15 protein-coding genes and 1 pseudogene are annotated in these 17900 nt (G+C 60.7%); 11 read left to right on the top strand and 5 right to left on the bottom strand.

Annotation, left to right across the window (positions count from 1 at the left end; translation table 11 throughout):
• The first annotated feature begins 30 nt into the window (after positions 1 to 30).
• The 11 genes and pseudogenes from ccoG to AC0NIL_RS27750 all read left to right on the top strand — a co-directional run bounded on the left by ccoG (position 31) and on the right by AC0NIL_RS27750 (position 12434).
• Complete coding sequence (gene ccoG / locus AC0NIL_RS27800) at positions 31 to 1596, top strand: cytochrome c oxidase accessory protein CcoG (RefSeq protein ID WP_473574224.1); 1566 nt, start codon at positions 31 to 33, stop codon at positions 1594 to 1596.
• Positions 1593 to 2090 (top strand): FixH family protein, encoded by a 498-nt coding sequence (locus AC0NIL_RS27795; protein ID WP_474048272.1) that lies wholly within the window; start codon positions 1593 to 1595, stop codon positions 2088 to 2090. Before ccoG ends, AC0NIL_RS27795 begins: the two co-directional genes overlap by 4 nt.
• Positions 2087 to 4375 carry a heavy metal translocating P-type ATPase gene (locus AC0NIL_RS27790; RefSeq protein WP_473574051.1) on the top strand — a complete coding sequence of 763 codons (2289 nt, stop codon included), beginning with the start codon at positions 2087 to 2089 and terminating at the stop codon, positions 4373 to 4375. Before AC0NIL_RS27795 ends, AC0NIL_RS27790 begins: the two co-directional genes overlap by 4 nt.
• Complete coding sequence (ccoS, locus tag AC0NIL_RS27785) at positions 4372 to 4527, top strand: cbb3-type cytochrome oxidase assembly protein CcoS (protein ID WP_473574050.1); 156 nt, start codon at positions 4372 to 4374, stop codon at positions 4525 to 4527. The genes AC0NIL_RS27790 and ccoS overlap by 4 nt, the downstream gene beginning before the upstream one ends.
• A gap of 763 nt (positions 4528 to 5290) precedes the next feature.
• Positions 5291 to 6472 (top strand): 5-demethoxyubiquinol-8 5-hydroxylase UbiM, encoded by a 1182-nt coding sequence (ubiM, locus tag AC0NIL_RS27780; RefSeq protein ID WP_473574049.1) that lies wholly within the window; start codon positions 5291 to 5293, stop codon positions 6470 to 6472.
• A gap of 410 nt (positions 6473 to 6882) precedes the next feature.
• Positions 6883 to 7267, top strand: a pseudogene (locus tag AC0NIL_RS27775) (alpha-hydroxy-acid oxidizing protein); the annotation flags it as partial.
• Positions 7268 to 7778: 511 nt separating this feature from the next.
• Complete coding sequence (locus AC0NIL_RS27770; protein ID WP_473574048.1) at positions 7779 to 8969, top strand: hypothetical protein; 1191 nt, start codon at positions 7779 to 7781, stop codon at positions 8967 to 8969.
• Positions 8970 to 9037: 68 nt separating this feature from the next.
• Positions 9038 to 9532 (top strand): GNAT family N-acetyltransferase, encoded by a 495-nt coding sequence (locus AC0NIL_RS27765; protein WP_473574047.1) that lies wholly within the window; start codon positions 9038 to 9040, stop codon positions 9530 to 9532.
• Between the two features lie 1339 nt (positions 9533 to 10871).
• Complete coding sequence (locus tag AC0NIL_RS27760) at positions 10872 to 11075, top strand: CsbD family protein (protein WP_013533227.1); 204 nt, start codon at positions 10872 to 10874, stop codon at positions 11073 to 11075.
• A gap of 539 nt (positions 11076 to 11614) precedes the next feature.
• On the top strand, positions 11615 to 11938 hold the full coding sequence (locus AC0NIL_RS27755) for a hypothetical protein (protein ID WP_013533226.1): 324 nt from the start codon (positions 11615 to 11617) through the stop codon (positions 11936 to 11938).
• Positions 11939 to 12008: 70 nt separating this feature from the next.
• The gene (locus AC0NIL_RS27750) at positions 12009 to 12434 is read left to right on the top strand and encodes a c-type cytochrome (RefSeq protein ID WP_063170138.1); all 426 of its coding nucleotides are present in this window, start codon (positions 12009 to 12011) and stop codon (positions 12432 to 12434) included.
• On the opposite strand, the gene AC0NIL_RS27745 is transcribed toward AC0NIL_RS27750, so the two are convergent.
• The 5 genes from AC0NIL_RS27745 to coxB all read right to left on the bottom strand — a co-directional run bounded on the left by AC0NIL_RS27745 (position 12419) and on the right by coxB (position 17834).
• On the bottom strand, positions 12419 to 13645 hold the full coding sequence (locus AC0NIL_RS27745) for a c-type cytochrome (RefSeq protein WP_473574046.1): 1227 nt from the start codon (positions 13643 to 13645) through the stop codon (positions 12419 to 12421). The genes AC0NIL_RS27750 and AC0NIL_RS27745 overlap by 16 nt on opposite strands.
• Positions 13646 to 13878: 233 nt before the next feature.
• Positions 13879 to 14220: a hypothetical protein gene (locus AC0NIL_RS27740; protein ID WP_063170140.1), complete on the bottom strand. Its 342-nt coding sequence runs from the start codon at positions 14218 to 14220 to the stop codon at positions 13879 to 13881.
• Position 14221: 1 nt separating this feature from the next.
• On the bottom strand, positions 14222 to 14824 hold the full coding sequence (locus AC0NIL_RS27735) for a cytochrome c oxidase subunit 3 (protein WP_013533222.1): 603 nt from the start codon (positions 14822 to 14824) through the stop codon (positions 14222 to 14224).
• Positions 14821 to 16761 (bottom strand): cytochrome c oxidase subunit I, encoded by a 1941-nt coding sequence (ctaD, locus tag AC0NIL_RS27730; protein WP_127384536.1) that lies wholly within the window; start codon positions 16759 to 16761, stop codon positions 14821 to 14823. The genes AC0NIL_RS27735 and ctaD overlap by 4 nt, the downstream gene beginning before the upstream one ends.
• Positions 16758 to 17834 carry a cytochrome c oxidase subunit II gene (coxB, locus tag AC0NIL_RS27725; protein WP_473574052.1) on the bottom strand — a complete coding sequence of 359 codons (1077 nt, stop codon included), beginning with the start codon at positions 17832 to 17834 and terminating at the stop codon, positions 16758 to 16760. The genes ctaD and coxB overlap by 4 nt, the downstream gene beginning before the upstream one ends.
• Positions 17835 to 17900 lie beyond the last annotated feature (66 nt).

The following is a 17900-nucleotide window of genomic DNA, read 5'->3' as shown; positions in this document are numbered from 1 at the left end:
GCACGCTTCTGACATCGGCTGGGAGTGGAGATGCACGTGTGCATTAGTACGCGAATAGAACGGCTCGAAGCCTCGGCCATGAATTCCCCCAACCCGCGCCGGCCGCATTATGCCAGACGCAAGAAAATCTTCCCCAAGCGCGCCTCAGGCAGCTTTCGCCGCTTCAAATGGCTGGTGATGGCGATCACCCTTGGCATCTACCACATGACGCCGTGGCTGCGATGGGACCGCGGTCCATTTGCCCCGGACCAGGCCGTGCTGCTCGATCTCACCAATCGGCGCTTCTACTTCTTCTTCATCGAGATCTGGCCCCAGGAATTCTACTACGTGGCCGGCCTTCTGGTCATGGCCGGCGTTGGACTTTTCCTGATTACCTCGACTGTCGGCCGTGCCTGGTGCGGCTATACGTGCCCGCAGACGGTGTGGGTCGATCTGTTCCTTGTCGTCGAACGTGCGATCGAGGGGGATCGCAACGCCCGCATGAAACTTGACGCTGGTCCCTGGACCGCCCGCAAGCTCTTGCTGCGCCTATCGAAACACGCCATCTGGCTCGTCATCGGCGCGGCCACCGGCGGCGCCTGGATTTTCTATTTCGCCGAGGCGCCGACGCTGGCTGGCGAACTCTTCACCGGCACCGCAGCCCCCGTCGCCTACATCACCATCGCCGTCCTGACGGCTACCACCTACACGTTCGGCGGTCTGATGCGCGAACAGGTCTGCACCTATATGTGCCCGTGGCCCCGCATCCAGGCGGCCATGCTCGACGAAAATTCTCTCACCGTCACCTACAATGACTGGCGCGGCGAACCGCGCTCGCGTCACGCCAAGAAGGTCATTGCCGCGGGACAGCCCGTGGGCGACTGCGTCGACTGCAATGCCTGCGTGGCGGTCTGCCCGACGGGGATCGACATTCGCGACGGCCAGCAGCTCGAATGCATCACCTGCGCGCTTTGCATCGACGCCTGTGACGGCGTCATGGACAAGCTCGGCAAGGAGCGTGGGCTGATCGCCTATGCGACGCTATCCGACTATAACGCCAACATGGTGCTGGCGACCGCAGGCGGGTCCAGCTCAGTCAATCCATCACTGGTCAGGACTGCTGGTGTCGCTTTCTCCGACAAGGTGGCGCATTTTCACTTCCGCAAGATCTTTCGGCCGCGCACCTACATCTACATGGGCGTGTGGTCACTGATCGGCCTTGGCTTGCTCTATTCGCTGCTGACGCGCGACCGGCTCGAACTGAACGTACTGCATGATCGCAATCCGCAGTTCGTCACCCTGTCCGACGGGTCCATCCGCAACGGCTATACCGTCAAACTGCTCAACATGATCCCCGAGCCGAGGACGATCGTCGTCACCATGAGGGGCCTGGAAGGTGCTGACATGGTCGTCGTCGGCGACGACATTCCCGCAGGCCGTTCCTTCGCTGTTCCGATCGAACCCGACCGCCTTAAAATGCTGAAGGTCTTCGTGCGCCAGCCGGCGGACCAGATCCGCGCGCCGGCGCAGACTTTCAAGTTCCGCGTCGAGGACAGAGCCAGCTTCGAGTCGAACGAGTACACCGCCACCTTCAACGCGCCGGAGGCCCCCAGATGACTGCCAATGTACAAAAGCCTCGTGAATTTACCGGCAGGCACATGCTGGCCATCATCCTCGCCTTTTTCGGCGTGGTCATCGCGGTCAATCTGACCATGGCGACGCTCGCCAACACCAGTTGGACCGGCCTTGTCGTCGAGAACACCTATGTGGCGAGCCAGCAATTCAACAAGAAGGCCACGGAAGGACGGGCACAGGCAGCCCTTGGCTGGACCGGCAAGCTGACCATCGCATGGGGCGAAGTTCGCTATGGCCTCGCCGACGCCGCCGGCAAGCCGGTTCCCTTGCATGGCGTCAAGGTGCTGTTTCGTCATCCGGCCTACGAGAAAGAGGACAAGTCGGTCATCCTCGCGCCCGCCTCGGACCAGGAATTCGCAGCCCAGCACATGCCGAAGGACGGCGTCTGGATTGTGGAAGTCGACGCCGACGCCGGCCTGGATAAACCGTATCGCGACGTCCGCCGGATCATGATCTCCCATGGAGCGCTACAATGAGCTGTTGTGCACCGGGCGCCGAAATGGCGCTGGACCTGGGCAGCGCGGCATCGGTGCTGCCATCCAGCCAGGAAATCAGGCTCGCGAGTCGCTCGCTTGGCGACGATCTTCGTCAGACCGATCTTTCAGTGCCGATGGTTCATTGCGCAGCCTGCATCCGGACGATCGAGACGGCGCTGGCGAAACTCGATAATGTCGAAGGCGCGCGTGTCAACCTGTCGACGAAGCGGGTCGCGATCCGATGGCGTGGAGACAAGGTGCCGCCTTTCGTCGCTTCACTGGGACGACTGGGCTACGAGTCGCATCTGTTCGCCGCCGAGACCGATAAAAATGACAAGACGCTTGCCGAGCTGATCCGCGCCGTTGCTGTCGCCGGCTTTGCCGCAGGCAACATCATGCTGCTTTCGGTCTCGGTCTGGTCCGGCGCCGAAGGGGCTACCCGCGACCTGTTTCACTGGGTCTCGGCGCTGATTGCCATCCCGGCACTTGCCTTCGCCGGCGGCATCTTCTTCCGCTCGGCCTGGAATGCACTGCGCCACGGCCGCATGAACATGGACGTGCCGATCGCGGTTGGGGTGTCGCTCGCTTACGCGATGAGCCTCTACGAGACGATCAACCATGGCGATCACGCCTATTTCGACGCGTCGGTATCACTGCTGTTCTTCCTTTTGATCGGCCGCACGCTGGATCACGTGATGCGCGAACGTGCCCGCACCGCGGTGAAAGGCCTGTCGCAGCTCGCCGCGCGTGGCGCCATGGTGCTGCGCGGCGACGGCGCGCGCGACTATCTGCCGGTTGGCGAGATCGAACCAGGCATGCAGCTGCTGATCGCGGCCGGTGAAAGGATCCCCGTGGATGGCAAGATCATCCACGGAGCGTCTGATCTCGACTGCTCGCTGGCCTCAGGCGAAAGCACGCCGAAGAACGTGGCGCCGGGCGCAGCTGTGCAGGCCGGCGTGCTCAATCTCACCGGCCCGCTGACGATCGAGGCGACAGCCGCCGCGAAGGATTCGTTCCTGGCGGAAATGGTTCGGCTGATGGAGGCTGCAGAGGGCGGCCGCGCGCATTATCGCCGGATAGCCGATCGTGTTTCAGCGCTCTATGCCCCGGTGGTTCATCTCACCGCCTTCGCGACGTTCCTTGGCTGGATGGCGGCGACCGGTGACTGGCACCGGGCGATAACCATCGCCATTGCCGTTCTCATCATCACATGCCCGTGCGCGCTCGGCCTCGCCGTGCCGATCGTTCAGGTGGTCGCCGCGCGGCGCCTGTTCGAGAACGGCATCATGGTCAAGGGCGGTTCGGCCATGGAGCGCCTGGCGGCTGTGGACATTGCGGTGTTCGATAAGACCGGAACGCTGACGCTTGGCCAGCCCCGGCTCGTGAACGCGTCGTCGATCGATCCCGCCATGCTGGCCGTCGCAGCTGACCTCGCGGCGCACTCGCGTCATCCATTTTCAAAGGCCATAGCCGGCTTTGCCGCTGCTGGCCGGCGGCACAAATTCGATGCGGTGACAGAACATCCAGGCTTTGGAATCGAAGCGACCGACGCCGGAAACATCTGGCGGCTGGGTCGACGCGGATGGGCAGGCTGGAAGGCTCGAACTGGCGGCGAAGGCAAATATGGCCACGGCGGAACGGTCCTAACCAAAAACGGAATGATTGTCGCACCCTTCTTTTTCGAGGATGCGCTACGCGCCGACGCCAGAGCGGCCGTCGATCAAATGCATAACGCTGGGGGGTCCGTGGAAATGCTGTCGGGCGATACCGCACCGGCCTGCGCCGAGGTTGCGAAGGTGCTGGGTATCGATGACTTCGTTCCCTGCCTGCTGCCGTCCGGCAAGGTCGAACGCATCGAGCGTCTGGCGAGAGACGGGCACAAGGTTCTGATGGTTGGCGACGGGCTCAACGACACGCCGGCGCTGAGCGCTGCGCACGTCTCGATCGCGCCCGCCACTGCCGCCGACATTGGCCGCAATGCAGCCGACTTCGTTTTTCTGCGCGAAAGCCTTCTGGCTGTGCCGCTGGCGCTTGACGTCTCGCGCCAGGCAGGACACCTGATCCGCCAGAACATCGCGATCGCAATCGTTTACAACACTGTCGCCGTACCGATCGCCGTCCTGGGGCACGTGACACCATTGATAGCGGCGATCGCGATGTCCGCCTCATCGCTGCTCGTCATTGGAAATGCGCTGCGTTTGCAAGGCTTTGCGCCGAAAAGGATGACGAGAGTTTCTTCGACAGCCGCTGGTTCCGGCATTCAGGCATCGGCGCAGCCGTCGTGACGACACTTGTCTATCTCATTCCGGTTGCTCTGTTTCTCGGCGCGCTGGGGCTGTCTGGCGTTGTGTGGGCCTTGAGGAGTGGTCAATATCAGGATCTCGACGGCGCCGCCGAGCGGATCCTCATCGACCAGGATGACGATCTGGAACGCTGAATGAAGCCGCTGTCCATGTTCTGGAACAAGGTGGGGATGCTCAGCAGCTTGCAATCCCCAGGCCCGACCTGACGTTGATTGTGAAAAGCCCCTCTCAGACAGTGATTGCGTTGCCCAGTCCACGTGCGGAGTTGGCGGCGTACGGGTTGCGAGCGCGAGTTCGCGATCACCAGTGGAGCGGGAGCCCGCGCTACCTTCCAATGCGTCTGGCTGATCCAGATCAGGACTATCTCCTCATTGCCGTGCTTTATCGGCCCTGCAAGGGAGAACTAATGCTCAGTGGGAGTTTGGCCGCCAGTGTCACCGTCTCGACGGTTTTGGCTTTTTTCACGCTAGGGTCGGCTCTGCTGCTTCGACGAGCCGCGGCCGAAGACCTATGCGCGCTTTCGATCAAAACGGCCACGAAGAATGAGCAGAGCCAGATTAGGCCATGTGGGAGCGCGGGCGGCGGCCAGATCATTCCGCGGGTCTGGGGTGACCCGCTCGACAATGGTTGATGCCGACCCTGTGCGCAGCGTGATTGCGGCGCTTCGCCCGTCAACAGCCGGCACTGTGAGAACCTCGCTTGCTGGCTGGCCTTACGCTTGGCTGCGAGGAGACTATGACTGGTCCAATCATGCGCGTCCGCGATTGAACCGATGGTATAGTTCGGGTTTTACTGCCCTGCGCCTTGGGGCGATGCAGCCGCCCGAAGGCGGCGCACAGCACCGGTCCGGCTGTAACCTGCATCTGCCCTGCACAATCCACCCATGGCGGTACGGTGATGTGCAGCCCTAACCATAGCTTCGATATTGTTGTCGTGGGAGCCGGGCCGGTCGGCCTTTCATTCGCCGCTTCGCTCGCCCAAAGCCAACTCAAGGTGGCAGTTGTTGAACAGAACTCCATCGACTGTCTCGCGAATGCGCCTTTCGATGGCCGCGAAATCGCTCTGAGTTCCGCCTCCATCAGAATCCTTCGCCAGCTCGGCGCTTGGGATACGATCCCAGCTTCGGAGAAATCTCCGCTTTATGGCGCGCGCGTGCTCAACGGTTCGAGCGCTTTCGCACTGCGTTTTGACGCTCCCATAGCGTCTGGAGAACCCCTCGGAATTTTGGTCCCGAACTGCCGCATTCGCGATGCGTTGTTCAAAGTCGTTCGGCTGCGTGACGCGCCACTTCTGCTGTGCGGCCACCCGGTTGTCCGTGCAACGACCAGCCACAAAGGAGCAGTGATAACGCTTTCCGACGGCATGCAGTTGAGCGCCAGGCTTGTTGTTGCCGCGGATTCGCGCCTGTCTCCCACGCGTGACCTGCTAGGCATTGGCGCCGACATTAATTGGCTTGGCCACTCGATGCTGATCTGCCGGGTGCGGCATGAGGGCGCCCATCACCAGGTGGCAACCGAATGGTTCGATCATCATCAAACGATAGCGATGTTGCCTCTCGGGGAGGGGGTGTCCTCGCTGCTGCTCACTCTGCCCTCAAGCGAGGCCGATAGTCTGCTTGCCTTCAATGACGATTTGTTCCTCTTGGAATTGACGAACCGGTGTCGAGGCCGTCTCGGGAAGATGGGATTGGCAAGCAACCGCCACACCTATCCGCTGGTCACCACGTGGGCGCACAAATTTAAAGCTCCGAGCGCGGCACTCATCGGAGACGCTGCTATCGGAATGCATCCGGTGACTGCCCATGGCTTCAACATCGGTCTCAGCAGCCAAAAGCAACTTGCCGATGCAATCTTAACTGCAAGTCGCGACGGCCGTGACATTGCCGATCCCGCCATGCTGCACAGATACGAAAGGTGGCTGCGCCTGTCCGCGGCGCCTCTGTACCACGCTACGAATATACTCGTCGGCCTCTACTCGAGCGAGCAACCGGTGGCACGGCTTGCACGCCATGCGGGGCTTCGATTCGCCCAACATGTTCCCCTTGTCCGGCATGTCATCTCGGCCATGCTCAAACGATGAAAGCACCAGATCGGAAATCGTTCCCCGAGCAGCGAAGCTAGAACCATATAGCCCAACCGTGTTCCTTCCTAAGTTGTACTGAGCTGCAGCGCCAGTCGGAGCGGCAGTGAAGTATCACTCGCCGGGTTGTTGGTCTAACACGTTCTGCGGTCATCCCCGATCAAGTGAGGCGACTTTGGCCGCCGCTCACCGCCGGCTCGAGAAGAGATGGGACTTGATTGCCGCTGGGCCAGCCGGCGTGTTCGATATGAGGCGCGCGTCGAAACTGGACTGATCGAGCGCGAAATTGATGATTGGTGCGTGGCTGTATGCAACGGAATCCCGGCGCCCAATCGGGCTGAGGTAAGTGACTGGACCTACCTTCCTACTCCGACACTCTCCCGATATCTGAGTGAGAAACCTTCCGAGTCGGCGATACCAGTTGGGCCGCGTGGAGGGCGAGCGCGCCCGCGATGCCGCCGATCGTGCAGGGCGATGGCGTTCGCCAATTGGGGGATTCCGACCTCGGCCAGCGTGCAGGCGGTACGTCGGGCGCTGCCAGCGGTGAAGCTGATCGCGTCGGGCGGGATCCGCGACGGCGTCGACGTGGCCAAGGCCATCGGCTTGGGCGCGGACATTGCCGGGCAGGCGGCCGGCGTGCTGCGGGCGGCGACGGTGTCCACCGAGGCGGTTGTCGCGCATTTCGAGATCGTCATCCGCCATTTGGCCGTCGCTTGCTTCTGCACCGGCTCGGCTGATCTGGCCGCGTTGCGGCAGGCGCGCTTGCTGCCCTCGGCGCATCAGCCCACCGGTTGACGTTTCGGCGGGCGGCTAGGCTAACAGAGTGCCTTTGTCGTGAGAGGTCTCGGCCTGCCTGTAGCGCGCACGAGGCGTCTATTCTCCCGCGTTCGAAAACTGTCTTACAGTTCAGCCGTGTGCGGTTACAGACGCGGTTGTTCCAAAACCAACGCTCAGGCCACGAGTATTCCCTCGGCGGGCCAGCCGTGCCATGTTTTTCCGTCTTTCAAGAGCAGCCTCACAACAAACTTTTGTTGGCATGCCGGTTGCATGGTCGCCGCAAAGGACCGGCACGACCACGGGGTCTCGCAGTCCGTACGCCGGAGTTCAAATGACCTCGATTCGATCAGTCGATGCCACAGACCTGCACCGTTATGTTCATCCCCTAACCTTCGTCCGCGTCTGGAAACCACCGAGCGGGGCCGCTCATCGAACTCCGCCACGTGCACCAAACTGACAGCGATGTTGCCGAGCGCAACTCATTGCGCCTTGACTTCCCAGGAAAGACCCCCAAAGGAGCCCTGAAGAAATGAACGTGCCGAGTTATGCCGCGGCCTTGCCAGATCAGCGGGCCGCGCGGGGGATCTTCTCTCACCGAGCTGACAACATCAATCGCCGCCTGCGAATACGCCCGCTTGGGCTGGTTAGCGATTTTGTCGCCGACCAACTCCCGCACCGTATCGCGGAGGTCAAAAATAGTGAACGGCGTGCTGAAGCGGTCAAGGCGCTCGGGCGTAGCATTGATACGATGCTGGCGGGAGAGGACTACGAGGCGCACCTGCTAAACCTGACCCAGTCCGAGTTTGGGGTCGCCAAAACAGACATCCAATATCTCGTCAATATTGCTTATCAGATGTCTGCATTTGCGGGACTTAACCATGACGATGCAGAGTTAGCGGTGGGAGGGCGTCTGAGGCGTATTGCAGATTTAAGTTGCAAGCAGCAGCCTAGCATAGATGTTCTTTCCTATGAAGATATGATCCTTACCAATCCCGTAGAGAGCGATCCTCGAGTATATTGTCTCGACTCAGCTGGTGTCGAGGAGCGAGATTTCTGCCTAGGTCACCAACTCATTGAGAGAGACTTGCAGTTCGCAATCGACGCCCTGCTTATGTTGCGTGACGAGGTCGGGCCGGATGCGCGCCAGTGCCTTACGCTGTGCCTAGAGCACCTGGAGTTGGCGAATTACATTCTGACGCGCTTTCATGATTATATGTCGCCCGATCTATTTGGCGAATTTCGCGAGTTCTACGGAAAAAACCCATACAAGAATAGGCTGGCCCCAAGTGGCCGATTCTCGGCCCGCATTGTCGCGGTCTCTGTACTGCTAATCGGTGAAGAAATCTTCTGCCAAAAACCGCAATTCTATAGGGATGTTTATCGGCTGTCAGAATATTACCCCAGAGGATGCATTGGGGCGGTCTTTGGCTGGTTATCACCAGATAAGAGGCGCGCGGGGGTCCGGCCAGGCTGGCTTGAAGGGAAAGCAGCCTTTCCTAAAATTGCAACCGTCTCGCCCGTCGTGGAGCGGAAAGGCACTCATATCCGAGAGCTGTACGCGTCCTGTGTCGATGCGCTGGATCGGTTCACCCGGATGCATCGGAAGACAGCCTTTAAGCATACGATTGAACCGGGTCGCCCCATCGCTGGAGTTGAGGCGTCGGAAAGCATGGACGCTGTGCTTTCACAGCGGCTGTTAACGGCGGCGGATCAAAGCTGACGGGCGCAATTGTCTGCGTAAAAACCGGCGCAACTCCAGCCGCGCCGGCATCCAATAGGTGATGGTCGATGTCTCAAGACGGCATGGTCTTTCGCAGGTTTGAACGTGAGGATGTTGATAGTGTATGGCACCTGCATAGGAGTGCATCCGAGGCTGTTGGTGTGTATGGTCCGGAAGGGGTGTGGGAGGATGATTTGCGCAATGTCGAAGAAGCATATATCGAATCTGGCGGGGACTTCGTGGTTGCGCATATTGGTACCCAGCTCGCAGCTATGGGCGGATTGCAGCCTGTCGACGATGAAATCGCAAAGCTCAAACGTATGCGGGTCGATCCCGCCTTTCAACGACGAGGGCTTGGAAGGAGAATTCTTAGCGAATTGGAATCGCGAGCCGTTGCTCTCGGATTCAAATACATAGTGCTCGAGACGACCACAATCCAAGTAGGGGCTCAAAAACTCTATGAGACGGCTGGCTATATTGGCCGCGGGGAAGGGACGTTGCACGGATATGCCGTGATCTTCTACGAAAAGCGTCTCTCCGGCCACGATGCTATTGGTTTCTGAGTGCCCACCATCCGCCTTTCATATATGCAGGTCAAATGTAAGGGGCGCGTCTCTATACGATGAGCCGCAGATTGCGTTCTGAGGATCAATGGGTGCCAGGTCCGGCTGCTCAACTCGCCACCGTGCCGGATGCCAATTCCTGGGCTGTTTGCCTTCGCCAGGCGCTAGAGCGAGGGCTTTGGGGGCGGCCGGGCTGCTTCGGGAGCCCACCTGCCACGGCCGCGCCTGCTCAACGTCGTCACCTGTCCGAATCCCAGCGAACGCCGGCTGTCGAAACAAGCTGAGTTAGGATGAGTGCTGTGCGCAGACCGGCGAGTTCCTGATCATCTGGCGGCGGTTCCTTTCGGGTGAGCCGACCGACTTCGAGGGCAAGTACCTTCCGCAATGGAAACGGCCTTACCTTCCCGCCGGTGCAGCAGCCCATTCCGCACTCTGGTTCGGAGGCTCCTCAAACGCGGGTGTCGCGGTCGGGGCCTAGGTGTAGATGCCTATAGGAGCTCGGCAGGCTGGATCCGCTTGAAGTCCGGCGCAAAGTCGGGGCGACCCACTCGGGCTTTCCATTCGTTGATCGTGCTAAGGCGGAGGGCGAAGCCTGGGCTGCCCCGCCGACCACGTCACGGACTACCTAATTGCCTAAGCCCGGCAGAAATTTGTCCACACCTCGGAACAGTGGACGGGGCGAATGTTGGCACTTTATCAGGGCAGGCGCAACCGGTTCCGAACTTGTGAGCAGGGCCAGGTGAATTGAGGCGCGGAAGGGCACTGGCCGGCAACCCGACAGTGTCGCCGCGCCTCTGCTAGTACCAGGTTAGCAAAGAGCCGGCTGGGCTACCCGAAACATCGGCGATAGATGATGCAGTCAAAAGTGTGCATGCCACAAGAGCGGCTACATTGTTGTAGCCTTTTCAACAGCGTAGGAATCCGTCGGTATTTTTGGCGGTATCGTGAAATAAGTTAAAACAATTTACCAAGGAAATCATAGACTTATAAGTCTAGTTGATGATTGAGTGGGAGTAGGGGGATTAGGCGGCGATGGTGTGTTGTCGCCTCCGCTGGAGTTAGCGCTGATTGCCTGACAGCACTCAAACGTGATCGGGCACGAATGTAAAGCATCGTCGGAGCCGTTTAGAGCCTTGGCATATGACGTGCAATACGCGGGTTTGAGCGAGCGACGATGGCTCGGCTGAAAGTTGGCTCGAACGTACTTTGCGGACCGCAAGGGGCGATAACTTCTGGCAACCGATTCGGCATCGGGCAGCGCGTTGGCTGTTTCCAGGAACATCCTTGACTGGATTGCGTTTCCTATTCCGGACCTTTCCAAAACAGGGAGAACGGTGTCATGGACTGGAACCGCGTGGAAGGAAACTGGAAACAGGTGAAAGGCAAGGTCAAGGAGCAGTGGGGCAAACTCACCGATGATGACCTTGACCGCATCGCCGGCAAGCGCGATCAACTCGAAGGCAAGATCCAGGAGCGTTACGGCATCGAAAAGGACCGCGTGCGGCGCGATGTCGACGATTGGTACGGGCGGCAGGGTTGGTAGGCATGTGAGCCCCGGCTGTGGCCATTCCAGGACGCGGCCCAACAGTCCGGCAGGACCATGCGGGCGCTGAGCCTTGTCGTCGGTTGAGTTTTGCAGCAAGGATTTCGTACTGTGGCTGAAAATATCTCTCGCAAGCAGGAGCAACGGGGGACAAGAAGAATTGTCACGTGGGCGATCGCAGTTATCGCCGTGATTTTTCTTGCTCTACTGGCTATATTCGTGTTCGGCCCGTTGCTATGACTTTCATGGCGATGATTGAGCTGTCTCCGATCCGGGGATGATCGGGCACTGGTCGGGGACGCGGGCAGCGGCCACCAGTGAGCAACTATGCTTCAGGCGAGGGCATGCGGCCAGCGCTGCTTCCGCGGCCGGACGACGCCAAGGCGGCGCACCTATATCGACCGCCGTCGCGCGGCTAGCCCGTCTGCAGTGCCGGCACAAAAACCTGTTTCACAAGAATTTTGCTGAACACGATTTCGCCGGGAACATATCAGGAAAGGATTGGTTTGGTGGCGGTACACCCAACCAGGAGATCCACCATGATCGTCAAACTTCTGTCCGCCGCTGTGCTCGCGCTCACATTGGCCACATCGGCAGTGGCACAGTCGAACAGTTCCGGCTCCAACAGCGGTTCGGGCTCGAACGACGGCACCGGGGCTACGTCTGGAAATACCGGCGGCAACAGCGGCACCGGCTCTGGAACATCCGTGAATCCTTCCGATCCGAGCACTACAAATTCGACAAATTCCACAACGAAATCAGGTGGCATGACTGACCGCTGCAAAGATTCGGCAGGCAACGACATCGACAACAACACCGCGACCGGCACGACAACATCGAATGTGCAGAACTGTAATAAATGACCCGGCTCCTCAATCCGTTGCCGGACCAGTGCTTCGGCAGCGCATTGAGCGCTGAGAGCGGTAAGCGCAGATGAACCGGCAGGCCGCCAAGCAAGCGCCGCCCCAATTCTGGTGGTTGGCAGGAGCATCGGCGGCTGTCGTCATCGGTTTTGCCGTCTTCGCCAGCGGATCGGTTCGCAGCAACAGTCTGCGAGAAACCACGCTTGTGCAGGCGATCGGCGGCGACCCTCAACGAGCCATCCCGGCCATGATCCGCAACGGCTGTGGCGGATGTCACGAAATCCCGGGGGTGCCCGGCGCCCGTGGTACCGTCGGTCCCTCCCTGCGGGGCGTCGTCGAAAGAGGATATATCGGGGCATCGCGAGCCAGCCCGGATGCGATGATGCGCTGGATCAGCAGAGCGCGGGACGTAGACCCGAACACGGCCATGCCCAATACAAATCTGTCGCCTCAAGAGGCGCGCGACATCACCGCCTATCTCTATGCGCGGACATGAGGCGCCACTGAACTGGTCCGACGGCGCAGGCGCCTTGCCAGCAGAAGCAGCAGCCCAAGCATCAACACGGCGGCGCACGCCACAAGTGATTGAGCCGCCAGAACCATGATTGTCTGGCCTGTTGTCGAGCCGGCCCGCATCTGGCGTATATCGGCCGCGGTAACGCTGACGTCGGGATTTCCGAACCGAGCGGTGACGTAATTTGCAAGGGCTGCCACCTGGCCATCGTCCAGCCAGCCGCCGAAGGCCGCCATCGACTTACGCCCCGCCACGTCGCCAGCTTTGACGCCTTCAAGGATGGTCATGGCGACATCCTCGGGTGTGGCCGCGCCGGGGGTGCTGTTGCGGGTCAAGGACGGATAGGATCCGTCTGACGATCCGCCTCCGTTCGCCCCATGGCATGTCGAACAGAGCGATCGATAGAGATCATCGCCGGCTGCGGTCCCGCTGCCTTGCGTCATCCCTTCGGTTCCAGCATCGCCGTCGGCCGTGGCCGCGTTACCCCATGAGAAACGCGGCTGCTTTTCGTCTCCCGATTGGGCGGGCACGTCCCTGAGATAAGCGACGATGGCCTGGATATCGTCATCGGAAAGATGTTGCAGGCTGTTCATGACCGTTTCCGCCATCGGCCCGCCCGCATAAGCCTTCCCGGGAACGGCGCCGGTTTTGAGAAATCGAGACAGCTCTTCGTTGCTCCAGTCGCCGACGCCTGCGATCTTGTCGCTGGTAATGTTGAAGGCCTGCCAGATGCCGGCGGTGCCGCCGGCAAGCTTGTGGTCTTCATCCATGCCGAACGTTGCATTCCTTGGCGTGTGGCAGGCACCGCAGTGGCCGAGCACCTCGACCAGGTAGGCTCCCCTGTTCCATGCGGCGGTCCGGTTCCGATCGGGCGTGAAACTGCCGGTATGCAGGTTCGCGAGCTTCCACAGCGCAACTGTCCAGCGCTGGTTGAATGGAAAAGGCAGGATGTTTCGCGGCTGCGGCTGCGAGATCGGCGGCTGCGCCAGGAGGTAGGTCCGGATCGCAAGCACGTCCTCGCGGCTCATCGCGGCGAAGCTGTCATAGGGCATGGCGGGATAGAGATCGGCTCCATCGCGCCTGATACCTTTCCGCACGGCCCGCACGAACTCGTCCGCGGAGTAGCGTCCAATGCCCGTGTCAGGATCAGGTGTGATGTTGGTCGAGTATACGTCGCCGAAGGGTGTCGGCACGCGATAGCCTCCAGCGAACGGGCGGCTCGGATTGGACGTGTGGCAGCCGATGCAGTCGGCCGCTCGGGTAAGGTATTCACCCTTCTGGATTTCGCTCGCCCGCAGCTCAGTGCAAAGCGGCAACGATGCCAAGACGAGCGCGACCGCCCGGGAGGTGACGGCCGGGAATGGAATGCCCGCGGCAGGCCAAGGCGGGCACCGGCGGACGGCCAATCTCCGGGTCTTTGACCTCGTCACAGTTCGCACCCGCTGAAGATCAGCCCTGCCATCAGCTGCGCCAGCAAGATGAGCGTGAACAGCGCCCCGATGCCCACGGAAGTCCTTGCAAGGAATGCGCGCGTGCGCGCCTTCCGGGGCGGAACCGTACCATGTCCGCGGTCATGAACGGCGTGCCACGACAGCAGCGCGCCTGCCAGGGCGACCGCGGCGCCTATCAACGAGAACAAGGCAGTGGGACGAAAGCCGGCATGGCATTGCCAGGATGCAATCGAATAATCGAGCTGCAGCGTTATTGCCCACGCAACTGGTCCGCTGACCAGGCCTGCCCAGGAAACGCCGGTACGGATCGCCTGCATCTCACATCCTCGGAGCCCAATAGATAACAAGATAGAGCACGACCCATGAGACGACGACGAAGTCCCAGTAGAAGGCGTTGTCCGAGACGTCGCTGAAGCGGCGGCCTGCCTTGCCTTTTTGCGTGAACATGAGAACCGCCAGGACGATCGTGTCGCCGACATCGGTAAGGAGATGCGTCGTATGCAGCCCGAGCAGGAACCAGACGATCGATCCGTAAGCGTTCTGATCCCAGGAAATCCGCAGAGCCGGAAATTCCCAGATGCGAACGATCAGCGGAAGAATGCCGACGATCGACATGACGACCATGCCAAGGCGAACTTTCGCCAGGTCCTGGCGACGTGCCCAAACCTCGATCATGTGGTTGGGCACGACGCTCGCAACCAGAATAACCAGTACTGCCGTCCCCGGCAGCAGATCTGGCGCAGGGGCCCCAATGGGCCAATGCCGGGCCAGCACGGCCAGATAGAAGTAAGTGCCTATCGCCAAGGCAAAACCGGTTGCCTCGAGGGCAATGAAGGCAAGGGTTCCCCACCACATCGGGCTCGCTGACCCGAAATCGTATGTGGGCAGGTGACTGACGTCGGCGACGGGGCGGTGCCTCATTCCTCGTCCTCCGGTTCGCCTTTCGGCCAGAACCAGCAGATAAAGCCGATCGAAACCGGGATCGCTCCCCAGACCACCGCCCACGGCGTGTATATCGAACCGAGAAATGCGCCGCCGACTGCGATGGCCGACAGCAACGGCCAGATCGAGTTGTCAGCCGATGGTACCCTTACTTGCGGCATCGCATCGGCGACCGTACCGGCGAGCACCTCGCGGGCGTCGACACGCAGACCTTCGACCACTGGGAGCACATCGGGCTCGGCCCAAAGCGGTTCGCGGTGAGTTACCACGGGCAGCCGCGAAAAATCGTAGGAGGGCGGCGGCGACGTCGTCGCCCATTCGAGCGTGCTCGCGCCCCAGGGATTGTCTCCTGCAATGCGGCCGTTGCGGAGGCTGAGAAAGAGATTCAGGAAGAAAAGCGCGAAGCCCGCGAACACCACCAGCGAAGAGAGGCTGATGAAGAGGTTCATCTCTCCCCAGCCGCTCGCCGGCGGATACGTATAAACGCGGCGCGGCATGCCTTGCAGACCGAGAATATGCATGGGGAAGAAGGTGAGATTGAACCCGAGGAAGACCAGCCAGAAATTCCAGCGGCCGAGCCTCTCGGACAGCATGCGTCCGGTGATCTTGGGAAACCAGTAATAAACGGCGCCGAGCAGGGGGAAGACGGCGCCCCCGACCAGCACATAATGGAAATGGGCAACCACGAAATAGGTGTCGTGCACCTGCAGGTCGAGCGGCACCGAGGCGACCATGACGCCGGTCAGGCCGCCGATCACAAAGGTGAAGATGAAGCCGAGAACGAAAAGCATGGGCGTGGCGAAGATCGGCCGGCCGCCCCAGATCGTCGCAATCCAGCAGAAGATCTGAACGCCGCTCGGAATGGCGATCATCATCGAGGAAGCGGTGAAGAAGCTCTCGCCGAGTTGCGGCAGGCCGGTAGCGAACATGTGGTGCACCCACAGGCCGAAGGAAAGAAAACCGATCGCGATCAACGACAGCACGATCCCGAGATAGCCGAACACCGGGCGGCGAACGAAGGTCGGCAGGATCGCGGAAACGAAGCCGGTCGCCGGAATGAAGATGATATAAACCTCGGGATGGCCGAAGAACCAGAACAGATGCTGCCACAGCAGTGCATCGCCGCCTGCTGCGGGGTCGAAAAATTTTGTGCCGACCAGGCGGTCGAGGATCAGCATTGTGCTCGAGACCATCACGGCCGGCATGGCGAACAGGATGACGAAAGCCGTAACGAGGACGGACCAGACATAGAGCGGGATGCGGTCGAGCGACATGCCGGGGGCACGTTGTTTGAAAACTGTCGCGATGATCTCGACCGCTACCGCGAGGGCGGACACTTCGGTGTAGGTCACCATCTGCGCCCAGAAATCGGGGCGCTTGCCGATGCCATATTCGGGTCCGGCGAGCGGCACATAGGAAAACCAGCCGGCATCCGCACCGGTTTCGAAGGCGAAGGCGATCCAGATCATCAGCCCGCCGGAAAGATAGACCCAGTAGCTGAATGCATTGAGCCGCGGAAAGGCGACATTGCGAGTGCCGATCATCAGCGGCACCAGGTAAATGGCGAAAGCTTCCATCACCGGCACGGCAAACAGAAACATCATCGTCGTGCCGTGCATGGTGAACAACTGGTTGTAGAGATCGGGACCGATATGGCCGGCCTCAGGCTGGGCAAGCTGGAAGCGCATGGCGAGCGCTGACAGACCCGCAAGGATGAGAAACAGGAAAGCCGTCACGATATAGCGCCGTCCGATCAGCTTGTGATCGACCGTGACCAGCCAGCCGTAGAAGCCTTTCGGCGTTCGCCAGGCATGCGCCAGAAAGGCGCGCAGTCTCACCTCTTCGAGACCGGTGTCACGGATGCCTTTCAGGGCCTCCTGAGTGTGCTCGGCCAGCTTTCCCGCAAGGCCACTCATTCGAGGCTTCCGAGATAGGTGACGACCGCGTTGAGATCGTCGGCGCTAAGGGCAATGCGTGGCATCTTGGCGCCGGGCTTTATCGACTGTGGATCGGCGATCCAGGCGGCGAGCGCGCCAGGGGTCATGGCGAGCGTATCCGCGGCCAGTGCGCGTCGGCTGGCGAGATGAGTTAGGTCAGGTCCCACCGTTCCGCTGGCAGGCGTGCCTCTTATCGTGTGGCAGAGCGCACAGCCGGTGGACAGAAATGCCTGTTGGCCGCGGCGCTCTTCGTCGCCGCCAGGCGCGGATGCGACGGCGTTTTGCCTGGATTGCCATGCTTCGAACGCTTCGCGGCTTTGCGCGATGACGGTGATGGCCATATGGGCGTGCTGATAGCCGCAGAATTCGGCACACTGGCCACGATAGATGCCGGGCTTATCGGCGACGAGTGTGAGCTCACTCGGCCGGCCCGGAATGAGATCGCGCTTGCCGGCAAGGTTCGGCACCCAGAAGCTATGAATGACATCGAGCGAATCGAGTTCGACCTTGACCGGTTCGCCAACCGGGACATGGATTTCATTTGCCGTGACGATCGATTGGGACCGATCATCTCCGGGATACCGGACCTCCCACCACCATTGGTGCCCGGTGATGCGCACGGCAAGCGTTTCCGTTCCACTCAGTGAAGCAATGGATTTGCCGGCGAAAAAACTCGCTATCGTCATCATGACGAGCACCAGAACGGTCAACGCAATGGCGCTGCCGACAGCGCGGGTAAATCGGCGCTCCTGACGAGAATCGATCTCGAGCGGCGAGCGCGTTGTCTCGGACAGGCGACGACGCAAAAGCGCTGCCGCCAGGATCAACATGACAAGCAGCCACGTGGCCACTGCGATTGCGCTGAAAGACCAGATCAGATCAAGGATTCTCCGGGCATTCGCACCGTGTGCATGGAGGGCCGATTGCTTGTCGCCGCATCCTGCCAAGGCCAATATCGGCGCTGCGCTGATCGCCCTCAAACGCCGTTGCGCGGCCGTTCCCTGAAAGGTGCCAGGCAAGATTTGCCTTGGACATGTGGGGGCAAGCGACATTCGCGGTCGTGTCAGCCTGCGAGAGCTGGCCAACGGACTCATGCACCTCGCCATGAAGGATCCACC

The sequence above is a fragment of the Mesorhizobium sp. WSM1343 genome (genome assembly GCF_055901535.1).
The sequence above is the reverse complement of the archived record's forward strand: the minus strand, read 5'-3'. Positions and strand labels throughout refer to the sequence as shown.